The organism is Cellulophaga tyrosinoxydans, assembly GCF_900176415.1.
Classification (GTDB): domain Bacteria; phylum Bacteroidota; class Bacteroidia; order Flavobacteriales; family Flavobacteriaceae; genus Cellulophaga; species Cellulophaga tyrosinoxydans.
Map to the genome: position 1 here is coordinate 972,644 of NZ_FWXO01000001.1, position 20,036 is coordinate 992,679.

A 20,036-nucleotide genomic window follows, 5' to 3' on the forward strand; every position below is an offset into this window, starting at 1 on the left:
AAAATAAGTTAGTATTTAAAAAAAATTGTTTTGCCAAAAATAGGAGACATTCAATTACCTGATTTCCCGTTATTACTTGCACCAATGGAAGATGTGAGCGATCCGCCTTTCCGTGCACTTTGTAAAGAACAAGGTGCCGATGTAGTATATACCGAGTTTATATCATCAGAAGGTTTAATTCGTGATGCGGCTAAAAGCGTTATGAAACTTGATATTTACGAAAAAGAAAGACCAGTCGGTATACAAATTTTTGGAGCAAATTTAGAATCTATGTTACAATCCGTAGAGATTGTAGAAAAATCAAATCCTGATATTATTGATATTAATTTTGGTTGTCCGGTAAAGAAGGTGGTGAGCAAAGGAGCGGGAGCTGGAATTTTAAAAGATATAGATTTAATGGTTTCGCTAACCGAAGCTATGGCTAAGCATACCAAATTACCTATTACAGTGAAGACTCGTTTAGGATGGGATGAAGATTCCATAAAAATTGTTGAGGTTGCAGAACGTTTGCAAGATGTAGGTTGCAAAGCTATCGCTATACACGGCCGTACAAGAGCGCAAATGTATAAAGGCAATGCCAATTGGGCGCCTATTGCCGAGGTTAAGAATAACCAACGCATGCATATTCCCGTTTTTGGTAATGGTGACGTAGACACGCCAGAAGCAGCTATGCGAATGAGAGATGAATACGGTTTAGATGGCGCTATGATTGGTAGAGCTAGTATAGGTTATCCTTGGTTTTTTAATGAAGTGAAACATTATTTTAAAACCGGAGAACATCTTGCACCTCCAACTATTGAAGCACGTGTAGATGCAGCTCGCAGACATTTACAAATGGCAATCGATTGGAAAGGGGAACAATTAGGAGTTTTTGAAACCCGTAGACACTATACCAACTATTTTAAAGGGATTCCTAATTTTAAGGAATACCGCATGAAGATGGTAACAAGTGACCATTCTGTAGATGTTTTTGAAGCTTTTGATGAAATTTTAGAGAATTTTGGAGATTATGTATTTGAATAGTGGTTCAATACAGTAATTTATCGGTATCAACTTAGGTAAGCAACGACTTATTAATTCTGCTACTCGCTATTTTTGATGCAATAACCCCTAAAACAGAAATGGTTGCCAATACAATCACTACATTAATCCATTGGTATTCCACAGGATAGGCTAAATCCGCACTAATTTTTAACCATTCGAAGATTATTTGAGACCAAATTAAAATAGATCCCAGAAGCACACCAATTAGCCCGCCAAAAAAAGTAACAATAACTCCTTGTACAAAATAGATTCTGCGTAAATCTTTAATAGTAGTGCCTAAACTATATAGCGTTTTTGAATTTGCTTGTTGGTCTAAAATTATCATGATAAAAGCACCAACCACATTAAAAAGAGCAATAATTAAAACCAGTGTAAATATTAAATAGGTAGCCAGATTCTCCGTGTTTAGCATGCGGTATAAGGTACTATTAAGCTCTTTTCTATCTTTTAATACTATCTTATTATCAAAAATTTTAAGAATATCATTTCTAGTATCATCTGTATTTGCGTTTTCTGCATATTTAAAATTTATCCCAGAAACCTGAGTGCTTTCTTTCTCTAATAAAGCCTGTGCAAAAGGCAGGCTAGCAAAAACATATTTGTTATCTAATTCGGCTTCCACAGCATAAACACCGCTTACCACCAATGGAGCGGTATTAAAAAATTTTGCATTAATTCCTTGTTGTGATAAGGATCCAGTACCTGCTCTAGGAACTAAAACCTCTAAGGGACTGCGATAATTATTTATGGTTAATCCTAAAATATTTGCAATACCAATACCTGTAACTGCCTGCTGTTCACCGAACCATTCACCTATGTAAATGGTGCTATCTATTCCGGTAACTAAATTGTAGTTTTCATCAACACCTCTTATATAGGCTATATGATCTTTTTGTTTATGGGTTAGGTAAACACGATCTTCAATTTCTTTAGAAAAGGTGGTAATGCCCTTAAGGGTTGAAAGCTGCTTTTCTTGTGCTTCTGTAACAGAGAAAAACTTACCTATTGTGGGTAGGGCTTTTAAATCTGGGTCAAAAGAATTGGTGTACTGTAGGCTAAATGTTTTTAATCCAGCAAATCCGGATAGCACTATAAAAAGTGCTGCAGAACCTATTACAATTACAAAAAAAGTAAATAGATTAATAATGTTAACAGCGCTTTGTTTGCTTTTTGATCTTATGTAGCGCTTAGCGATGTACAGCGAAAAATTCAAGGATTATGCTTTTTTTCTTTTTTCTAAAAGATCTGGATTAGCAATTGGATTGTCTGTGCCTTTTAACGATTTTTCAATACCGTCTATATATTCTAACGAATCATCTAAAAAGAATAAAAGCTCAGGCATTCTACGTAACTGATTTTTGGTACGCTGTGCTAATTCGTGTTTTATTAATGGCTGATTAGATTTTATCCCTTTTAATAACTCTTCTGCATCTTTCGTTGGGAATATACTCACATACACCTTTGCAATAGAAAGGTCTGTTGTTACAATTACTTTCGAAACAGAAATTAAAGTTCCTTTAAGTCCACCATCCGTAGCGGCTCTTTGTAAGACATCTGCGATATCTTTCTGTATAACGCCTCCGATTTTTTTTTGTCTCTGTGTTTCCATGGGACAAAAATACGCAGATTATTGTGTATTTTAGTGCAATTGTGAGTTATACTGCTATAAATGAATAAAATTGAACATATTGGCATTGCCGTAAACGATTTAAAAACCTCAAATAACCTGTTTGAAAAGTTACTTGGTGTGGCTGCCTATAAAGAGGAAGAAGTTGCTTCTGAGGGAGTTATAACATCATTTTTTAAAACTGGACCAAATAAAATAGAATTATTAGCATCTACATCGGAAGATGGCCCTATTGCCAAGTTTTTAGCGAAAAAGGGAGAAGGAATTCACCACATTGCCTTTGCAGTGGATGACATTATTGCGGAAATGGCAAGACTTAAAAAAGAGGGTTTTATATTATTAAATGAAGTTCCAAAAAAAGGGGCGGATAATAAATTAGTGGCATTTGTACACCCAAAATCGAGCAATGGTGTTTTAATAGAATTATGCCAAGATGCGTAAATTTTCACTCGATTTTTTAAAACTTCTGTTTTTGTAAAAAAGAATGCTTGCAACCTTTAAAAATAAGTAGTAATATTGCATCCGCAAATTGCGGTAATGTGGCATTTTTTATTTGTTACATTACAAAATAATCAACGGTCCTATAGCTCAGTTGGTTAGAGCACCTGACTCATAATCAGGTGGTCCCTGGTTCGAGCCCAGGTGGGACCACTAGTAAAATAAAGGCTTCAAAGAGTTTTAACTCTTTGAGGCTTTTTTATTTGCAAACAATTTGCAAACATATTCAGTTTTAACTTTTTTTAACACAATACACTATTTTTTGATGCTTTTTAATAGTGGATAAAAATATCCGCTCTTTAAATTCTCCAAATGTTTATTTATTTGCTTTTATAAACTCACTGATTGCAATATTTTTTGTCATATTATATTTACTTACATAACTTAGCGAATGGAAGCATTAAAACTAAACACAGAGAAAAATAATCAACAATTTAAGTCTTCAAATAAAAGCACATCTGAAAGGGTAAAAGAAACCTATACAGAAGGACTAGTTTTTGGTATATGTTCTCAAATAGGTTCTCAAAAAAATATAGTAATTAATGAACTAACAAAAACTCTTGAAGAGTTTGGTTATGAAGTAGTTTTGATTAAATTAAGTAAAACAATAACCAGTTATATAGAATCACCTAAAAAGCAATCAGGAAAAACTAAAAAGTATCTTGAATATATTCAAAAAATAGAAACGGGGAATTCAATTAGGGGAAAATATGGTAGTGATTTTTTAGCTAATGTAGCTATATCAATAATTGCTGATCAAAAGAAAAAACATTTCTCTGTAAATGACGAAAAGGATTTCAGTAAAATAAAATCTCAAAGAATTTGCTATATAGTAGATTCAATTAAACATACTGAGGAGTTGAAAACTTTCAGAGATGTTTATAAGGATATTTTTTATTTGATAAGTATTTATACTCCAAGAGAGGAAAGACTTAAACATCTTTCTATACCCAATCTAAGTCAGGAGGAGGCAAATGAACTTATAAATAAGGATCAGTTTGAAGATGATGAAAACGGTCAGCAGGTAAGAGATGTTTTTATTGATTCTGATTTTTTTGTAAGAATTGATAAATCCACAACTGACAGGGTTAAAAAAAATATTCAGAGATATATTAACTTGATTTTTGAATATGGCGTGGAAACACCGACTATGGAAGAAAGGGCAATGTATGAGGCTAAATCTGCTTCTGTTAATTCGGCATGCCTTTCTAGACAAGTAGGGGCCTCTATTATATCTAATGACGGTCAACTTCTTTCAACGGGATGGAATGATGTTCCTAAATTTGGAGGCAATTTATACACTAGTGATGATAAAAACGATAATAGGTGCTTTTTAAAAGGGATTTGTTTTAATGATTCTAATAAGAAAGAAATAAAAGAATTTATAACTAATGAATTTAGTAAAAATCTGAATTTAGAAGAAATTCTGCCTAAAAAGAACTCAATTAAAGAAGAAGAGTATTTGGAAGTAAACAAAAAAATATCTAACTTCCTTGAAGAAATACTAGAAACGTCATCCATTAAGAGCTTGATTGAGTTTTCAAGATCAGTCCATGCCGAGATGCATGCCATAATAAATGCGGGAAATTTAAATGGAGATAAGATTAAAGGAGGAACACTATTTTGTACAACTTATCCTTGTCATAATTGTGCAAGACATATAGTTGCTTCTGGAATAAAAAAAGTATATTATATTGAACCTTATGTTAAAAGTAAAGCACCTATATTACATGAAGATTCAATAACAGATAATGAAGAAGTTTCGGACAAAGTTCAGCTGCTTTTTTTTGATGGAGTATCTCCAAGAAGATATTTAAATTTCTTTAATAAAGATAGACCTAGAAAAAAATCAGGTGTAAGTTTAGGAGGGAAATTAAATAAAAAAGATTTGTATCCAACTAATAGTATATCTTTACAAGCGTTATTTTATCTTGAAACACAAGCCGCTCATAGGATATCAGATAAACAAAATAATGAAAATGCAATCTAAATCAAAAGTTATTTGTTTAAATTCTAATAGGGAATCTATTCAGCTTTCTAATAACAACAAAAATGCACCTAATGTTATCAACCTTAGACAAAGAGAGTTAAATAATATAATTAAAGATTTAACTTCTATATCCAGAGATTAGAAGATAAATCTTTAATTATGTATTTTTTAAAGCTCCGAATGATAATTCGGAGCCTTAAATTTTTAATCTCCACAAAAAACTCTCCATAACCACCACTTATTTTTGGTAAGTTTTTCTTTTGAATTTTCTTTTTTGTTAACCTCGATATCCACTAGAATAGGATTTTTATTTTTATAAAACATCTCTCTTTCATCCTCTTCAACTATACGAATTTTCTTTATTTTATCATCATTCCAAGTTGCCGCCCACTCGATTTTACCATCAGTAATCCAATAATGTGATTTACAATCATAACTCCAATTACCAACCGATGGCTTAAGGGTTACTACTTCACCATTATAAATCATTTTCCAACCTGTCGGAGACAGTGGGGTATTAACCTCACTGCCACAGCCACAGGCACAGTTATGAATTACTGTTCCATAATCTAACGATATATATAAAACACCATCCTCAATTATGTCTGGCATCAACTCCACGAACTTATGTCGAACTATCATTATTTTCTATATGATTTACATTAATTGAATAGACACTATCATGCTCACCTTCAAGGTCGTTAAAAAATCCATATAGCTTCTTCCACTTTATAACAGAATAAACTGCATTTAAAGCATTTATTTCAGCTATTTGAATGTTCGTAGAATATGCTTCATCTTTATCATCAGCAAAAGAAACACGGCCTTCCCAAACATGATTCCTTTTACCCTCAGTACTAGCAGTTGTTCTTACCATACCAATTAAAGAATCATCAACACGCTTTACACCAATACCAGTATCAATAAAGGGAATTTTTAAACTCTCTAATTTTTCAAATATTTGCTTTTTGGCTTCACTTTTATCTATACAGATAAAAACAAAATCTAAGTCATTAAGAAGTCCTAAATTTATTTCATTGAGATACAACACGTGAGGTATTATATGTTTATGCATTTTAGAGTAAATTCTTCTATAATACTCAACCTTATTAGTCGACTCATTTAATTCTTCTAGAGAAGGTGCGCTGGGTGCTCTAAAAGCATTGTGCTGTAGAAACTTATCTCCATCAAATAAATGAATTTCACCAACAAGAGTTTTTGAAACAAAATCTAAAATGTAAGATCCTGTGCCGCCTAAACCTACAATACCAATTTTTAACCCAGAAATCTTTTGATTGATAATATCTATTTCAGCCTTTGAAGAATTTGTATCACTATAGTTTAAAACAGAATCCACCTCTGATGACTCAATCACCTTATATGTTTGAGCCGTAATATCAGGATCAACATTCTTTGCTGGAGCAGATATGATTTTAATATATTGCGTTACTTTCTCGAAGTAATTAGGATAACCATTAACTGGTTTGTTTGAAAATGAATGATTGACCACAATTCCTTCTGCAAGTTTTACTGTATTACTTGCATGTTGTATTTGTGTAATAATTGTCCCATCAATATTACAGGGAAACTCACCTACAAAATGAATAACGTGTGTATTTGGTTTAGTAACACAATTATTAGCAATAGACACGTTGGTAACCAACGTGCCTTTCACTACCTTCTTACAAGCATTCAAAAATGGTATGCTATGTACCAAAAGATAATTTCCAATTACCTCAACTTCATAACCTAAGTCACGAAGTTTTTTGATATCTGGGCTATGATTTATTAGTCTGTGTGACATTGAAAATCATTTTATTCTTAACAGAAATTACTTCACCTTTTACCATAGTTCCATTTGGCTTACCAGGTACTCCCTTCACATAATTTATTGTATAAATTATATTTGGGTTAGAAGTTATTGAACCATATTCTAATATAACAACCTCGTCAAATGAAATTTTATCATTATTCCATGGTTTTACTTTTGCATTTACAATAACGCATTCAATAACTAAATTTAGTTTACAACTGATAAAACAAGAATTTTTAGTAATTGCAATTTTATGATAAACATCATCTTTATATGTAACTTCTACCCCGCCAGCCCGTAATTCGCTAAGAGAATATCTGTCTGTATCTAATCCAGCTACAGACATAATCTCAATAGGAGTCATAATACATTCATTGACTTCAATTTCTTTATTGTCAACTTTAATAATGATTCCTTTATAAGGTTTAGCTGTAAGACCTTCAATACCAGCTGTTTTTAAATCAACTACTTCATCAAGTTGAATAGGCGTAAAACCTTTCTCGTTGATTTTATAAAGTAATTCATAATCTTCGACAGGAGTCAAATTTGCAATTGTTAGTATTTGTTTACCTGTTATTTTTGATTCGTTGGTCTCGAATTTCTTTTTGTTTACTTTAAAAAAATACATAATCTTAATTATTTTTAATGTTATACCCGCCAAATAGGCTTGGGTGTTCTTGGTCCATATTTTTTTTAAAACAGCTTGGATTAATTGCTGTTCAGACAAAATATTCTGTTAAAAACACTTGATATGACTATAAAAATCATTACATTTGAATAACAAAACAAAGGAATCCTTTGATGGTGATAAAGCCTCAAAGTGTAGTCGTCCAAACTATTATTCCTATTAAATTATAATCCAACTCTATTGTTGTCGCAATAGGTTGGATTTTTTTTATCTCTTTATCGGCGTATCTTTTTAAGATTCATTTTACAAAGATAATAAAAAAAATCAACAACTATTTTTTAGATGATAACAAATTTGTTAACTTATTTATTTAAATAAGTAAATTAATATCATACAAATAGAATAATAGAAAATAAAATTATATGAACAAAAGTTATTAACAAGTTGTTGCTAAAACAAAAGTTAATAACTATATTTGCAAACAGTTACAAAACCAATTAACGTATGTCTAAAAAAGTCATTCACCCAGGTTTATCACTTGATAAATTACTGAATGAGAGGGGTTTAAGTCAAAGAGATTTAGCCTCAAAAATTGATATAGCTCATTCATTATTAAACAATATTTTAAAGGGAAGCAGGAACATTAATGTTAATATTGCTATTGCTTTGGAATCAGCTGGTTTTAAAACAGCAAATCATTGGCTAACAAAACAAATGGAATATAACCTTGAGTTAGCACAAAAAGATGAAGAAGTCATTAAAAAAAAGATGTCTATTAAAATTTGGAATGAAATGGAACAAATAGTTCCTTTAACCTATTTTAAAAAACAAAGTAAGAAAATAAACTCTTCTGATGATATTAAAGAAATTTTTGAAATATATAATGTTCAAGATTTTAATGGATTAAAAAATAAAATCGAAAATTTTAGCCCAATATATTTTAGAAAATCTTCAAAATTTGTAGAAAATAAAAATAATGTTCTCGCATGGTCTCTTTTTGCGGAGTATCTTTTAAAGAATGAAACAATTAAAGAGTTTTCTCGGGAGACTGAAATTAATCTAATAAAAGAACTTAATAATTGTTTTTATAAAAATGAAAGTGTCATAGATAATTCAAAGAAAATTTTGAATAAATATGGGATTAAATTTATAATTCTTGATAGACCTTCTCAAACACCTGTAGATGGAAAATCTTTTATGTCTGGTGATAATCCTGCAATTGCTCTATCTCTAAAATATAAAAGAGTAGATAATTTCGCTTTTACATTATTTCATGAAATAGGACATGTATTTGAACATTTGACAAATCCCAATAAACCAGAATATAGAAATGCACAGTTTTTCATAAATAGCTCATCTAATACAGAAATAGTAGAATTTGAAGCTGATAAATATGCTACAGAAAAACTTATTGATTTAAACTTATTCAACGATTTTATTGTTGTTAACGATGAATACTCCGATGAGGCCATAATTAAATTTTCTAAAAAAAATAAGATTCATCCTGGTATTGTTCGAGGTAGAATATGTTATTTATATAATGAGTACTATAGAAAAAGAAGCTCTATTACATCATTAAATAAAATTGAATTAGACTAATCTTAACTTGCCCAAATCTTACCATAACTTATCTGCGCATGGATTCTGTGCGGTTTTTGTAGTATTTGGGAAGATAAGCGTAAAGCAAAAACCGTATAGGGCGCATACTACTTTTGATTTGACACGAAATCTTTTTTTGTAGTATTGTATGCTTTAGTTCTCTAAACCTATCCAAGTTTAAAAATCAAGTAACTTATGATGATTAATGAAATCATATAAACTCCATAATGAACCCATAATTGAACTTTGGGAATCAAACTAGATCTAGAAAGTTGCTTTTCAAGGTTTTGAAAAGCTTCGTGAAGTTTTTGACTTTTTTCTTTCTCCACAATTAAATGTTCTCGAAGCATTTGCTCAATTCCTGAAGTATCCGCTTTGATATTAACACTGTCCACATTTTGCGTTAACTTTTCTAACTTGGTAATACTTTTATTAAACCCATCTAGTTCATCATTGAGAAGTTCCATCACTTCATCTAGTTTTTTATAGCCCATAACTTTCTATTTTTAAAATCCTATTCCTTTGTCAATGCTTCTCTTAATTACTTTTTTTAGCATACTCTTGGCTATACTAGCTGCAAGGTTTGTGCTTAATTCAATTGTTTTTCCAAGTAGTTGAGTGGTATTCTTCAGTTGTATAGACTGTCCAATTCCTATATTGTTTTGGGCAAGTTGTCCCATGATACCTCCTCCAGACATAGAACGATGTACTTCACTTGCTTTTAAATTATGCCCTTGATACTCATATCGAAATCCTTGCAATTTGCTCGCTTTATTGATACTCGGAATGACCTTCACATTTTCTGCCTTCATTGCCTTGATGTAATCCTCTAGGTTTTTTGGTCTTTGGTTATCCATAACACTTTGATGTCTATTTTTAATTTCTTGGCGAATTGGCTGCAGGTTGATGTTCTTTTCCAATTGCACTTCTTTTACTGTAGTCAGTCCCATTTCCTTAGCCACGTTTTCAGCTGCTAATTGACTTCGTTTTCCAATAAAGCTATCATTGTAAGCTTTTCCATCAAAGCCTATTCTATTCACATACAAATGCACATGGGTATGTGCTTTGTCTCTATGAACAAAAGCAATGGCCTGTCGATTTTTCAAATTCATTTCTTTGATAAACTTCTGAGTCAGTTCCCCTAATTGAGCTTTACTTAATTGCTTACCTTCTTCTTGGATTGGACTTAGTATAAAACTGAGGGTATTCTTTTGGCAACGTACATTCTGTTCCTGTATCAATTTAAATTCATCTGTAATCTGCTCCGTAGTATCTCCTGCCAAATGTTGTCTAAAGACTACTTCGGCATCTTTTTCTTGATTCCATCCATAGGCTATGGATGCTTTGGTATGTGCTATAGACTTTCCTTTGCCAATCATGGTTTATTTTTTAAAGTTGTATAAATGATTGCGTATTTCTTCGGCTAATGCTGCAACCTCGCTCGCCAGTTTTGGGTTGCTTTTTTTAAACATATTACTAATTCTGGTAAAGTTGTTTTTGTACTGAACGAGCATTTGGTACTGTGCCAGTTGTTCGCTAGTCAATCGTTCAATTATCGCATTTTCAAAGGCGGAATAGCGACAGTATTCAGATAAAGAAATTCCTGCTCGTACTGCTCTTTTTTTAAGCAGTTTCTTTTCATAAATGGAGCATCGAAATTTGATATACGTCTTTTTCATTTTTCATTTTCTTTGCAACCATCGGGCGTAAAGCAAGTTTGTTTTTGTGGCAACAAAAACACATCTTGCGCCTTCTGATCAAATCCCTTTTGAGCACGATGCATCAGCCAGTCATTTACATCTTTGAATCCATGATAAAGTGATGATTTGTCTATGAATCTATTATTCCCCTTTATTAAATTTTGAGTGGTTACCCCACCATTGGTATCGTTATCTAAATAGAGTTCTATCAGTGAATAATCAACACTAATTAATTTCACCTTTTCTAGAAAAGAAATGGAGTTCATTACTAAAAAATCATATTGTGTTTCTAGCCTTTTATCAGTTTCTAAAATAGACAACAAGTCAAACATTCCTTCGGTGACCATAAGCTTTGATTGACCATTTTTAAGGTGTGTGATATCTTTAGGTGAGCTGCCATTTTTTAGGTATTTGTTTCGTAGTTCCCAACCTCCCGAATCGTTCTGTAATCCAATGGCGAAATACTTTTTGTCTTTGAATTGGTAATGGACTTCTTTGATTATTTTTTTGGCTATTCGAATAGATATGTTTCTTGATACTAGATACTGTTCTAATGCATTGTGCTGTAGTTCTTTGATTTTATGAATCACTATTGGGTAATCTTTTTGTTTTTCCTTCTTTAAAATAGGTTGCTGATGAAGAAAAAAAGAAATTTCATTTTTGTCTAGCCATGCTAATACTTCCTTGACGGTTAACTTATTCACTAAGCATATCAAATCAATCACATTACCCCCTTTTCCGGCACCATGGTCGTACCAACTATTCAGTTTCTTGCATACCTTGAAAGAGGCTTGGGTTTCGGAGCGGAACGGACTCAGAAACCAAGCTTCTTTTTCGTTTGTTATGGTCGGAAAGTGCCCTAGTTTTGCCAGCGTCTTTTCAATGGAAAAAGCTCGGGCTCTTTCACACGATATCTTGTTTGTTCTTTTTCTAGTCATTTCTAATCATTTGAATACAAATTCTATCATCGTTTTTTTTTGATGACAAAATGATGACAAAACGATGACGTCCTAAACCCTTATATTTACTGGTCTTATCTTTATCTGTCATCGTTTCATCAAAAAAAAGCAGAATTGCAATCTATTTTTTTCTTTCATCAGCATATTTTTTTGGAGAATCATGTGAAATCGGCTGTATCCTTTGTTGTTGCTGAATTTTCTCCATCATCGTTTTGTCATCGTTTCATCGTTTTGTTATTCTTCTCCAAAGTATTTTACCAGAAAATCCTTCTTTATGGAATAGTACCTACCTTTAGCATCGGTCAATCCCATTCCACCGTCTTGCCAGATGACTAATTTTCTATACGCCATGGAATTCTCTTGATTTACTAGTTTCCAATCTTTTTTGAGAATTTGCCGTAATTGGGTAAGATCTGTTTTAATTCTCGTGCGGTTTAATAGTTGTAGTGCATCTAAAGGACATAAGTGTATTTCATGTAGATCTAAGTTCTCAATGGCACTCCAAATAATACTCGCCAGTTCTTTCTCAACTCGGTTTCTATTGTTTTGCATTAAGTTTTCTAAAGCCTTAGTCTTTATCTGCGAAGCGGCGAACCACATGCGAGTGTTGTTGGGAGTAGTTAGTTTTCGATTTGTTAAATAGAATAGGAATGCAGGTATTTCAGCTTCAAGGGATTCTAGAAATTGGGTTTCTTCTTTTTTCAAGGAAGGTATTTTCAACACCCAGAAACGTGTTTCGTTAGTATCTATCTTGATAAAGTTATCCTCGTTATTGCTACAAAGAATAAACTTTCCAAAGAACTCTACTTCACGCTTGTCCTTTCCCTTAGCTTCCAATTTATTGAAATTAGTGGTGCTTAAGTATTTGATCCGTTCAGTAAGCTCCTCCTTGTTAAAAAGCACCTCGTCGATACAGATTAAAAGTTTGTTCGCCCAATCCGCATTAAATTGACTACTGAAGCTATCATTGGTTAAATAGGTAAGATTATTATCAAACACTTTTTTTAACCATTTGAGAAAGGTGGTCTTACCTGTAGATCGTTCTTTGGATACCAAACATAATATGGGTAGTATTTGAATTGGTTTTTCAAATAAGAGCTGCAAATAGTCTAGGCCTAAATTAAGCTGCTCTCCGAAAATATGCTCCAATAGTTGTAAGGTATATGGAAAAACACCTTCTTCAAGTTTATGGGGTAAAGGAGCATACGTGTTATAAAAACCATGGCATTCTTTTTTAAAGTTTAGATGGCTTGGAATACAGGTAAACCCATCATATTTGGTTATGGTTCCGATAAAACTCTTTCCATGATCCTGGCGAATCGCCTCCAACGTCCATGGCACAATAATTTCGTTGAAGTGACCTGCAATAGTGGGCACATGTACTAATTTATAATAACTAGTACCTACCCGTATATAGACTATTTGTTTTTTCATAATAAAGAAGATTGCCACCTGAAAAGGTGTAGTTAATGAATTCCTGCCTAAAGGACTTTTATAAGCCTGACAGTAAAAAAATGTGATGTCCTAAAGTGTCTGAGGTGATACCTTGTTTTGAAGTAACCAATTCACAAGCTTTGTTTTCTCAAAAAACAGCAGTTTACCATTGGGTTTGGAGTGTGGAATTCTACCATTAGCTGTCAGTTTATACAAGAAACTTCTTGAAATCCCTGTATAATCACAAGCTTCATCAAAGGTCAAAACTTCTTTTTGACCAACTAATAATTTTTCTAAACGATCTAGACGATCTAATACTAAAATTGTGTCCATCTTAAATAGATTTTAAGGTTATAAAATGAACAAAAGCGCTTTTGCTTTCCCTTATGGGAGTGATAGGATAAAAGTAGTAAAAGCAAGGGGTAAAAGAAGAAAATAGAATAGCAAGTTGTTCACAAATAATTGATTAACAAGTTGTTATGTCAATTTACGACAAAATAGACTAATTGAAATGTTTGCTAATTTAGTTTGATAGTGTATGAATTCGAACAACTAACTTCTAACCTGATAATTTGTAGCCCTTAAATAGGTTTCGTTGACTTATGAACAATAGAAATAGTAAGTTTGAAATATTTTAAGGAGCTAAATTCTAAGATTTAAGGCGTATTGCCAAAAAATTAACCAGAATTAAAAAGATAAAAGTTCTTAAAAAATACTTATTCTTTGGTTATATGTGTCCAAAACTTCATTAGGCAGTGATTTTAAATAGATCTGGGTTGTATTTAATTTACTATGGCCTAACATTGCAGAAATCGCTTGTAGGGGAATATCTTGTAACATGGCATTTGTAGCAAAGCTATGTCTAGAAACATATGAAGTTAGACTTTGTTCTATATTGCAAATAATAGCTATTTTTTTAAGTTCATCATTATATTTTTTTCTTTTTCCAATTACATCAAGATATTGATGTTCTGGCTTTTCTCTCCTAATAATTGGAAAAACAAATTCGTTTTTAATTTTTCCTTTTTTATAAAATTTTAGTATTTCTTCAAGACGTTTAGAAATTTTAATATCATAACTTTTTAAAGTTTTTTTTCGTTGATATAAAACCCTTCCATTTTTTATATCCCCCACCTTTAAAAAAGCCATATCCATAAAAGGCATACCATAAAGCATATACGATATCAAAAAATAATTTCTAGTATGAAATAATTCATGCTCTACACGAAGCTCTAAGTCTAATATTTTTTTAATATAAGTAATATCTATTGCCCTTTTCTTAGTTGATGTCGTTCTTATTTTATATTCAGAAAAGGGATATGCTTCTTTATCAATGCACCCATCCTTAATGCCTTTATTATATATAGACCTTATTGTTCTCATGTAAGCTGCTAAACCATTTAAGTTATTATCTTTCTTTGTTAAATGAAATTTCTCAAATTTCTTTAGAAATTCATAATTGACTTCGTTGAATTTAAGATCATTCTTTTTTGAAAAATTTTTCATAATTGTCAATGTGAATTTGTAGGAACGAGCCGTACCAAAACGTCGAGCAGAAATTAATTCTTCAACCAAAAAGCTGCCATATTCTATAAAGGAATTATAATTTACTTTTTTCGAAATGCGATCCTTAACTTGGTTTATTGAAAAATACCGTAATTCTCCTCTATCATAAAGTTTATTGATAATTTCATTCATTCTAACATTTTCTTTAAGGAGAAGAGTATTTAGAAAATGGACTGATTCAACTTCTTTGTAATTTGATTTAATATCACTTTTTTTCTCATTCCATTGGTCTTTTAGAATAGAAAACCCTGTCGAAATTGAAGTTGTTTTTCTATTATGGGTAAGTCGAAAAATAAGTGGGTATTTCCCATTTTTTTTCATTCTTCTTTGATCTAATATTAGGGTTATATGTGTCTTCATAACCATAAGTTAGTAAAAAAATTTGCAAACGATTTGCAAACTATTGTTTGATATCAGATGATATCAATTGTTAGTAAATTACATTAAAACGCTCAAAATCAATATGTTAAAATATTTATTAACACTATTTTTTCGTTTTATCTTCTACTCATAATCAGGTGGTCCCTGGTTCGAGCCCAGGTGGGACCACAAAAAACCTCTCAAAACACTTGTTTTCGAGAGGTTTTTTATGTTTGGAATAATTTTATTGTTTTTTTATATAAAGCTAAGCTTTTGGATTTGGACAATTATTTTGTGACAGTTTTTGTTTGTTTAACTCATCATTTTTAATACAGACTAATCATAAAATGAAGTTACCTAATAAACTTTATATAGCATTACAGGGTAACTAGATTAGCATTTAATATTTTTCAAAGATTTAATTGATTTGGAGTATATAAATTAGAAAGCACATCATCCGAAGTATTTTCCTTTTTGAATTCAAATTTTGAATGACGTGGTTTATTATAATTATTAGTAAATAAAACAATTTATTTAAAGATCTAGATATGATTTGTAAAGATCTTTTATTAGCCAAAATAAGTCGCATCTTACTCAAGGATTTAATGTCCTACACAAATTGAAGCACTAAGAATATTTATAAAATTAAGTGAGGCTACTCCATGACTTTCTCAAAACCAAAAATAGTAGCACTTTTCTTTTATTAGTTAAGGTTTAGGATGGGTAACCTAGCAAACACTTTCTCCTTTTTATGTATTGACGTACTAAAAACAGAACGGCCATCAAATAGTTGATGGCCGTTAAACAATTATTGCATAGCATTTACATTGTTCATTCACTGTAAGCTAACTCGGCTTTATCTTTCTTTGGCATGGTTGCTCGACTATCTTTTTTAGAAACGGCTTCCCATTGTATTGATTTTTTATACCTGAACATCGCATTGTTTTGATTTGGATCCATAACCATTAAGTAAATCCATTCGTTGTCTAAAAGTAATTTTAAATTTTCATTTCTGACAAGAATGTCCGACACGATGGTAATTGGCGCTTGGATCATAACCGTTAATCGTAAAGGTTGATGATACATGGTATCATCCGAACTATTTAGCGATTGTAAAGGTAGACCCATTTTAAGGTCACCACCATTGCCTTGAACGACTCCAAATTTTCCGGTGATATTATGGGTAATTTTAGAACCTCCACCAAATACGTTGTTATCCACTGTTGAAAAATAATAGTGGTTGTTAATCCATTGAGTTACAACCATAGGTCCCTGCATTATACCTTCTAGTGCTTTTCCTTCAGCATCTTGTTTCCAATCGTAAGAATGAAGAAAACAGCGACTATTAAGATTAGTGTTTTTTGTTAAACTTCTTGGACCAACTATAAAACCTGCGTTTTTGGCAAGGCCCCATTCTGGTCTTGTTTCGCCCCAATCATTTGCTTTTTTTTGTGCATGGCTTACACTATTCCTTTGAGAGCCAAGTCTATCTTGAGTTGCGTTTTGCTGCGCAATGACAAGATTCGATTTTAAGTTATGTACTAATGGTTTATGTGATTCTGGCACTTCGGAATCAAACAAGACAATGGCATCAGTAGTTGTATTGTGTTCTGCTCCTATAAAAAAAGTGTTTTCGGATATTAGTATATCATGAAATTCTGCCAATGCATTTTTAACTTCTGGAAGGTTTGCAAGTTTGGCTAGCATTCGTGCGTTATGCCTTCCCGGACTTGCAGCACACGCACCACAGTCTAAGCTTGAACTAAACGGATTGTTTGCACTATGGCTTCCATGGCCTGCAAATATCACTAATGGCGCGAACTGTTTCCAGCCTGTTAGCTTAAATGCTGATTTTACGATGCTTACTTTTTCCTCCAGTGTTATGCCGAATGAAATGTCGTTATCATTGTTAGCTATATGGATATCAGGTTGGCACACGTGCTCCTGTTTTAATGCTTTTAGTTTATTAGCTTTATAAAGTTGTCTTGGCAATAAGGTTCTACCGATTAAAGATAAACCGTAAAATAATCCTGAACCTTCTACATATCCAAAAGCAGATGGCAACATATTTTTCATGCGCTTCAGAAAATACGCTTTAAAATTTGACACCTGTATTTTTCGTTCATAAGCTTTTAAATCAAGTTCTTTAGTAGTTTGTGCAGCTTCTCTAACTGTATAGGCAGATGATACAATTGGAGGACATGCTTTCCGGATAATACCGTCGTCTAAACTTTTATAATCCATAGCAATACCAAAAAAGCCAGCATAACCATAGGTTTCATAATTTCCTGTTGATTCCACGTGACGTCGGATAAGTTCTGAACGTGTATCTATACAGAAAACCATTTGTGCATCTGGAATATTGGTTTCATTAATTTGAGCAGGTTTTATATTTTGATTTTCCAAAGTTTTGACCAATTGCGTTTGCCAGCTTTGTTCCCATGCTTTCAAAAAAATGTGCTGTAATTTCGATACTTCTGAAGAAACTGTTTCTTTTATAACTTTTGGAAGTATCGCTAGTTTTAATTTTTGAGTTGTCCAAAGACGCACTGCTAGATAATCTATTAAACTAATTGGAAAATCTTTTTGCCAATCAGAACCGGAGACGATACGATGATTTATATAGCCGGTCCAACCTGGTAAGGCTGCTAAATGATGCTCAAAAATAGTTGTATAGTCACTTTGGTTATACTCTTTTAATAGCTGCATCAGCGTTTCTTCGCTTGACTTTGGAATATCCTTTAAAGCTGTTTTTCCAGTTTCAGAATCGTAAATAACCAGAAATCTCCAGGCGGTATAAAAACCTTCACTTTTAAATGGCATTTCCCATTCTGCAAGTCCTTCATCCATAAATAAAGCCAACCATTTTGCCATGATACGGTCTACTGTATGGGTCGGATTCAAGTCTTTCGTTTGTTTTTGCGATGCAATCAGCTGTAAACATTCCTCCGTTGAAGCTGTTATACCATTATTTTCTAAATGTGAAGCCAGTATACTACTATCAATAGCTCCTTTTTCTAATGCTTGACGATACAATTTGACTTCAGGAAATACTTGTGCATTAAAATTTTTCTCAGCTGACTTTAAAGCATCTGAAAATTTCATGTTTTCATAACCAGCTAATGGGTTAGAAGCCACAAAGGTGTATAAAGGCCATGTTTTTCCAATTACTTTTGCTGCTTCGTCAATACTCTTTCGAATTTCTTGGTTCATATAGATTTTGATTTGTACATTAAAACTGATTTTGAGTATGGTTGTGATAGGTTCATTAATTTTACATAGAGCCAAGGAAGTTTTTTATAGACTTCTAACTTCATGATAAAAAAGCCTAGCAAGAAAATAATTCCGAAAATAATTTGTGTCCATGATAACGGAATTGGCTGATTAATCATAGGCATAGTTGACATCAATATACTAACTCCGTTATAGAATAGCGCATAGATCCCTATTCCTGTAATAAACAAAACAGGAGGAAATACTATTTTTTGAACTACCGAAAGACTTTGCTCTTTGATAATATTATAAGTTGCTTGACCAACTGTAATGGCAACGATAAGTGTTAGAAAAATTCCACTATCCATAACAATGGCTTTACCTGTCCATAAGGCAAATAGGTAAGCGCCAAATACCCCAAAAAGTAGTACTATAATGACTTGTAAGGGCTTAATTTTTAGTTGTAAAGGCTTTTCTGGTTTTGTTTGTGCAATTTCTTCTCCCGAGGATAAGAATAAATAGGCTTTATAAAATCCGTGGAGGATTAAGTGAACCACTGCGGCATTAAAAAAACCTAATCCGCATTGCATAATCATAAAACCCATTTGTGCCATAGTAGAACATGCCAGTTTCTGTTTTACATTTACCTGAAGTAATTTTGCAAACTGAGCAATAATCGCTGTAAAACCTCCTATGATAAATAAAATTGTTAGTGTTTTAGAGGCAAATAAAAGTGTGGCAAACAATGCAAGTATAATACCTGCACCATTTACAAACCCTGCGTGCATTAAAGCAGATGCAGGCGTTGGCGAAGTCATAGCAGATAATAACCAACGATGAAATGGATAAATAGCCGATTGTACAATGGCCGCACCAATAACACAAAATCCTGAAATCATAAGTATCCAAACTGGCACTTCGGTCACCTTCAATGAAAGTTCAGTTATGGTAAATTCATTAGTGTAAAAAGCCAATAATAACAGGCCAACAGCTAGAAAAAGTGCCCCTAGAAAAAAGTACTTCTGGGTAAACTTTAACGCTTCTCTTGCCTCTCCCCAATTTTTATCAATGCCAATAAGTTGCGACATGAATACGCCCATCATCAACCAAGTCCATATAAATAAAACAATGTGATTGGCTATTACCAAAAGCATAACTGAAATTGTGAAGCCTAAACAGAGCAACATGAATCGTGTATGATATCTAAATCCTTTGAGATAGCTCGCTGCATAACTACTGACGATGGCACTAAAAAAAGTAACCGTAGTCCAGATTAAAATAGTAAAACCATTCATTCTAAAAATACCCCCTAATTTGTATTCGGATATATTTAAAAAATTTGAAATAAGATATCCTAAATTACAAGCGAATATTAACCATAATAAGGCTACAATTAGTTTTGAGAGAACAGATTTTTTTATATTATCATCTACAAAAGACGTGTGCTTAGCCCTATTCTCTAATAAATTATTTTCTACAGTCATTTTAAAACTTTAAGTTAAATTGAATTAGAGAATTTATTTTTCTTATTTACATTGGTCCTGCTATTCTCCCCATTTATTTTTATTAAAAAAATAATGCCCAATATAGAACTGCAAACAAGTA

Annotated in this window: 18 protein-coding genes and 1 tRNA gene; 5 read left to right on the top strand and 14 right to left on the bottom strand. The window is 32.3% G+C overall.

The features are described from left to right. The first annotated feature begins 30 nt into the window (after positions 1–30). Complete coding sequence (gene dusB, locus B8963_RS04385) at positions 31–1,023, top strand: tRNA dihydrouridine synthase DusB (protein ID WP_084060193.1); 993 nt, start codon at positions 31–33, stop codon at positions 1,021–1,023. A 31-nt stretch (positions 1,024–1,054) separates the two neighbouring features. Here the strand turns inward: dusB and B8963_RS04390 are convergent, their stop codons facing one another. Beyond that, complete coding sequence (locus tag B8963_RS04390) at positions 1,055–2,257, bottom strand: ABC transporter permease (protein ID WP_084060194.1); 1,203 nt, start codon at positions 2,255–2,257, stop codon at positions 1,055–1,057. 3 nt (positions 2,258–2,260) lie between these two features. After that, positions 2,261–2,653: a 30S ribosome-binding factor RbfA gene (gene rbfA, locus B8963_RS04395; protein ID WP_084060195.1), complete on the bottom strand. Its 393-nt coding sequence runs from the start codon at positions 2,651–2,653 to the stop codon at positions 2,261–2,263. A 60-nt stretch (positions 2,654–2,713) separates the two neighbouring features. Between rbfA and mce the strand changes: the two genes are divergently transcribed. The 3 genes from mce (at position 2,714) to B8963_RS04410 (ending at position 5,159) form a co-directional block, all read left to right on the top strand. Beyond that, the gene (gene mce, locus B8963_RS04400; RefSeq protein WP_084060196.1) at positions 2,714–3,112 is read left to right on the top strand and encodes a methylmalonyl-CoA epimerase; all 399 of its coding nucleotides are present in this window, start codon (positions 2,714–2,716) and stop codon (positions 3,110–3,112) included. Positions 3,113–3,248: 136 nt separating this feature from the next. Next, positions 3,249–3,322: transfer RNA gene (locus tag B8963_RS04405), tRNA-Ile, on the top strand. A 238-nt stretch (positions 3,323–3,560) separates the two neighbouring features. Continuing rightward, positions 3,561–5,159 (top strand): anti-phage dCTP deaminase, encoded by a 1,599-nt coding sequence (locus B8963_RS04410; RefSeq protein ID WP_084060197.1) that lies wholly within the window; start codon positions 3,561–3,563, stop codon positions 5,157–5,159. Between the two features lie 204 nt (positions 5,160–5,363). Here B8963_RS04410 and B8963_RS04415 read toward each other — a convergent pair whose 3' ends face one another. The 3 genes from B8963_RS04415 to B8963_RS04425 are packed head-to-tail and all read right to left on the bottom strand — an operon-like array spanning position 5,364 to position 7,699. Further along, positions 5,364–5,801 carry a ubiquitination-like system serine protease family protein gene (locus tag B8963_RS04415; RefSeq protein WP_143312470.1) on the bottom strand — a complete coding sequence of 146 codons (438 nt, stop codon included), beginning with the start codon at positions 5,799–5,801 and terminating at the stop codon, positions 5,364–5,366. Further along, a complete protein-coding gene (locus B8963_RS04420; RefSeq protein WP_084060198.1) occupies positions 5,785–6,963 on the bottom strand; it encodes a ThiF family adenylyltransferase in 1,179 nt (392 codons plus the stop codon). The genes B8963_RS04415 and B8963_RS04420 overlap by 17 nt, the downstream gene beginning before the upstream one ends. Continuing rightward, complete coding sequence (locus B8963_RS04425; RefSeq protein WP_084060199.1) at positions 6,938–7,699, bottom strand: multiubiquitin domain-containing protein; 762 nt, start codon at positions 7,697–7,699, stop codon at positions 6,938–6,940. The genes B8963_RS04420 and B8963_RS04425 overlap by 26 nt, the downstream gene beginning before the upstream one ends. Positions 7,700–8,104: 405 nt before the next feature. On the opposite strand from B8963_RS04425, the gene B8963_RS04430 reads away from it, so the two are divergent. Next, positions 8,105–9,199, top strand: coding sequence for a helix-turn-helix domain-containing protein (locus B8963_RS04430; protein WP_084060200.1), 1,095 nt, complete (start codon positions 8,105–8,107; stop codon positions 9,197–9,199). A 167-nt stretch (positions 9,200–9,366) separates the two neighbouring features. On the opposite strand, the gene B8963_RS04435 is transcribed toward B8963_RS04430, so the two are convergent. From B8963_RS04435 to B8963_RS04475, 9 genes are all read right to left on the bottom strand, one after another. After that, a complete protein-coding gene (locus B8963_RS04435; protein WP_084060201.1) occupies positions 9,367–9,693 on the bottom strand; it encodes a DUF6730 family protein in 327 nt (108 codons plus the stop codon). Between the two features lie 12 nt (positions 9,694–9,705). Then, positions 9,706–10,578, bottom strand: coding sequence for a relaxase/mobilization nuclease domain-containing protein (locus B8963_RS04440; protein WP_084060202.1), 873 nt, complete (start codon positions 10,576–10,578; stop codon positions 9,706–9,708). 3 nt (positions 10,579–10,581) lie between these two features. Then, positions 10,582–10,878: a mobilization protein MbpA gene (gene mbpA / locus B8963_RS04445; protein ID WP_084060203.1), complete on the bottom strand. Its 297-nt coding sequence runs from the start codon at positions 10,876–10,878 to the stop codon at positions 10,582–10,584. Continuing rightward, positions 10,875–11,837: a toprim domain-containing protein gene (locus B8963_RS04450; RefSeq protein WP_084060204.1), complete on the bottom strand. Its 963-nt coding sequence runs from the start codon at positions 11,835–11,837 to the stop codon at positions 10,875–10,877. Before B8963_RS04450 ends, mbpA begins: the two co-directional genes overlap by 4 nt. A gap of 255 nt (positions 11,838–12,092) precedes the next feature. Then, the gene (locus tag B8963_RS04455) at positions 12,093–13,292 is read right to left on the bottom strand and encodes a primase-helicase family protein (RefSeq protein WP_084060205.1); all 1,200 of its coding nucleotides are present in this window, start codon (positions 13,290–13,292) and stop codon (positions 12,093–12,095) included. Positions 13,293–13,382: 90 nt separating this feature from the next. After that, positions 13,383–13,625: a helix-turn-helix domain-containing protein gene (locus tag B8963_RS04460; RefSeq protein WP_084060206.1), complete on the bottom strand. Its 243-nt coding sequence runs from the start codon at positions 13,623–13,625 to the stop codon at positions 13,383–13,385. 372 nt (positions 13,626–13,997) lie between these two features. Continuing rightward, a complete protein-coding gene (locus B8963_RS04465; protein WP_084060721.1) occupies positions 13,998–15,218 on the bottom strand; it encodes a site-specific integrase in 1,221 nt (406 codons plus the stop codon). An 831-nt stretch (positions 15,219–16,049) separates the two neighbouring features. Then, complete coding sequence (locus tag B8963_RS04470; protein WP_084060207.1) at positions 16,050–18,431, bottom strand: DUF2309 domain-containing protein; 2,382 nt, start codon at positions 18,429–18,431, stop codon at positions 16,050–16,052. Beyond that, positions 18,428–19,915: a proton-conducting transporter transmembrane domain-containing protein gene (locus B8963_RS04475; protein ID WP_084060208.1), complete on the bottom strand. Its 1,488-nt coding sequence runs from the start codon at positions 19,913–19,915 to the stop codon at positions 18,428–18,430. Before B8963_RS04475 ends, B8963_RS04470 begins: the two co-directional genes overlap by 4 nt. Between the last annotated feature and the right edge of the window lie 121 nt (positions 19,916–20,036).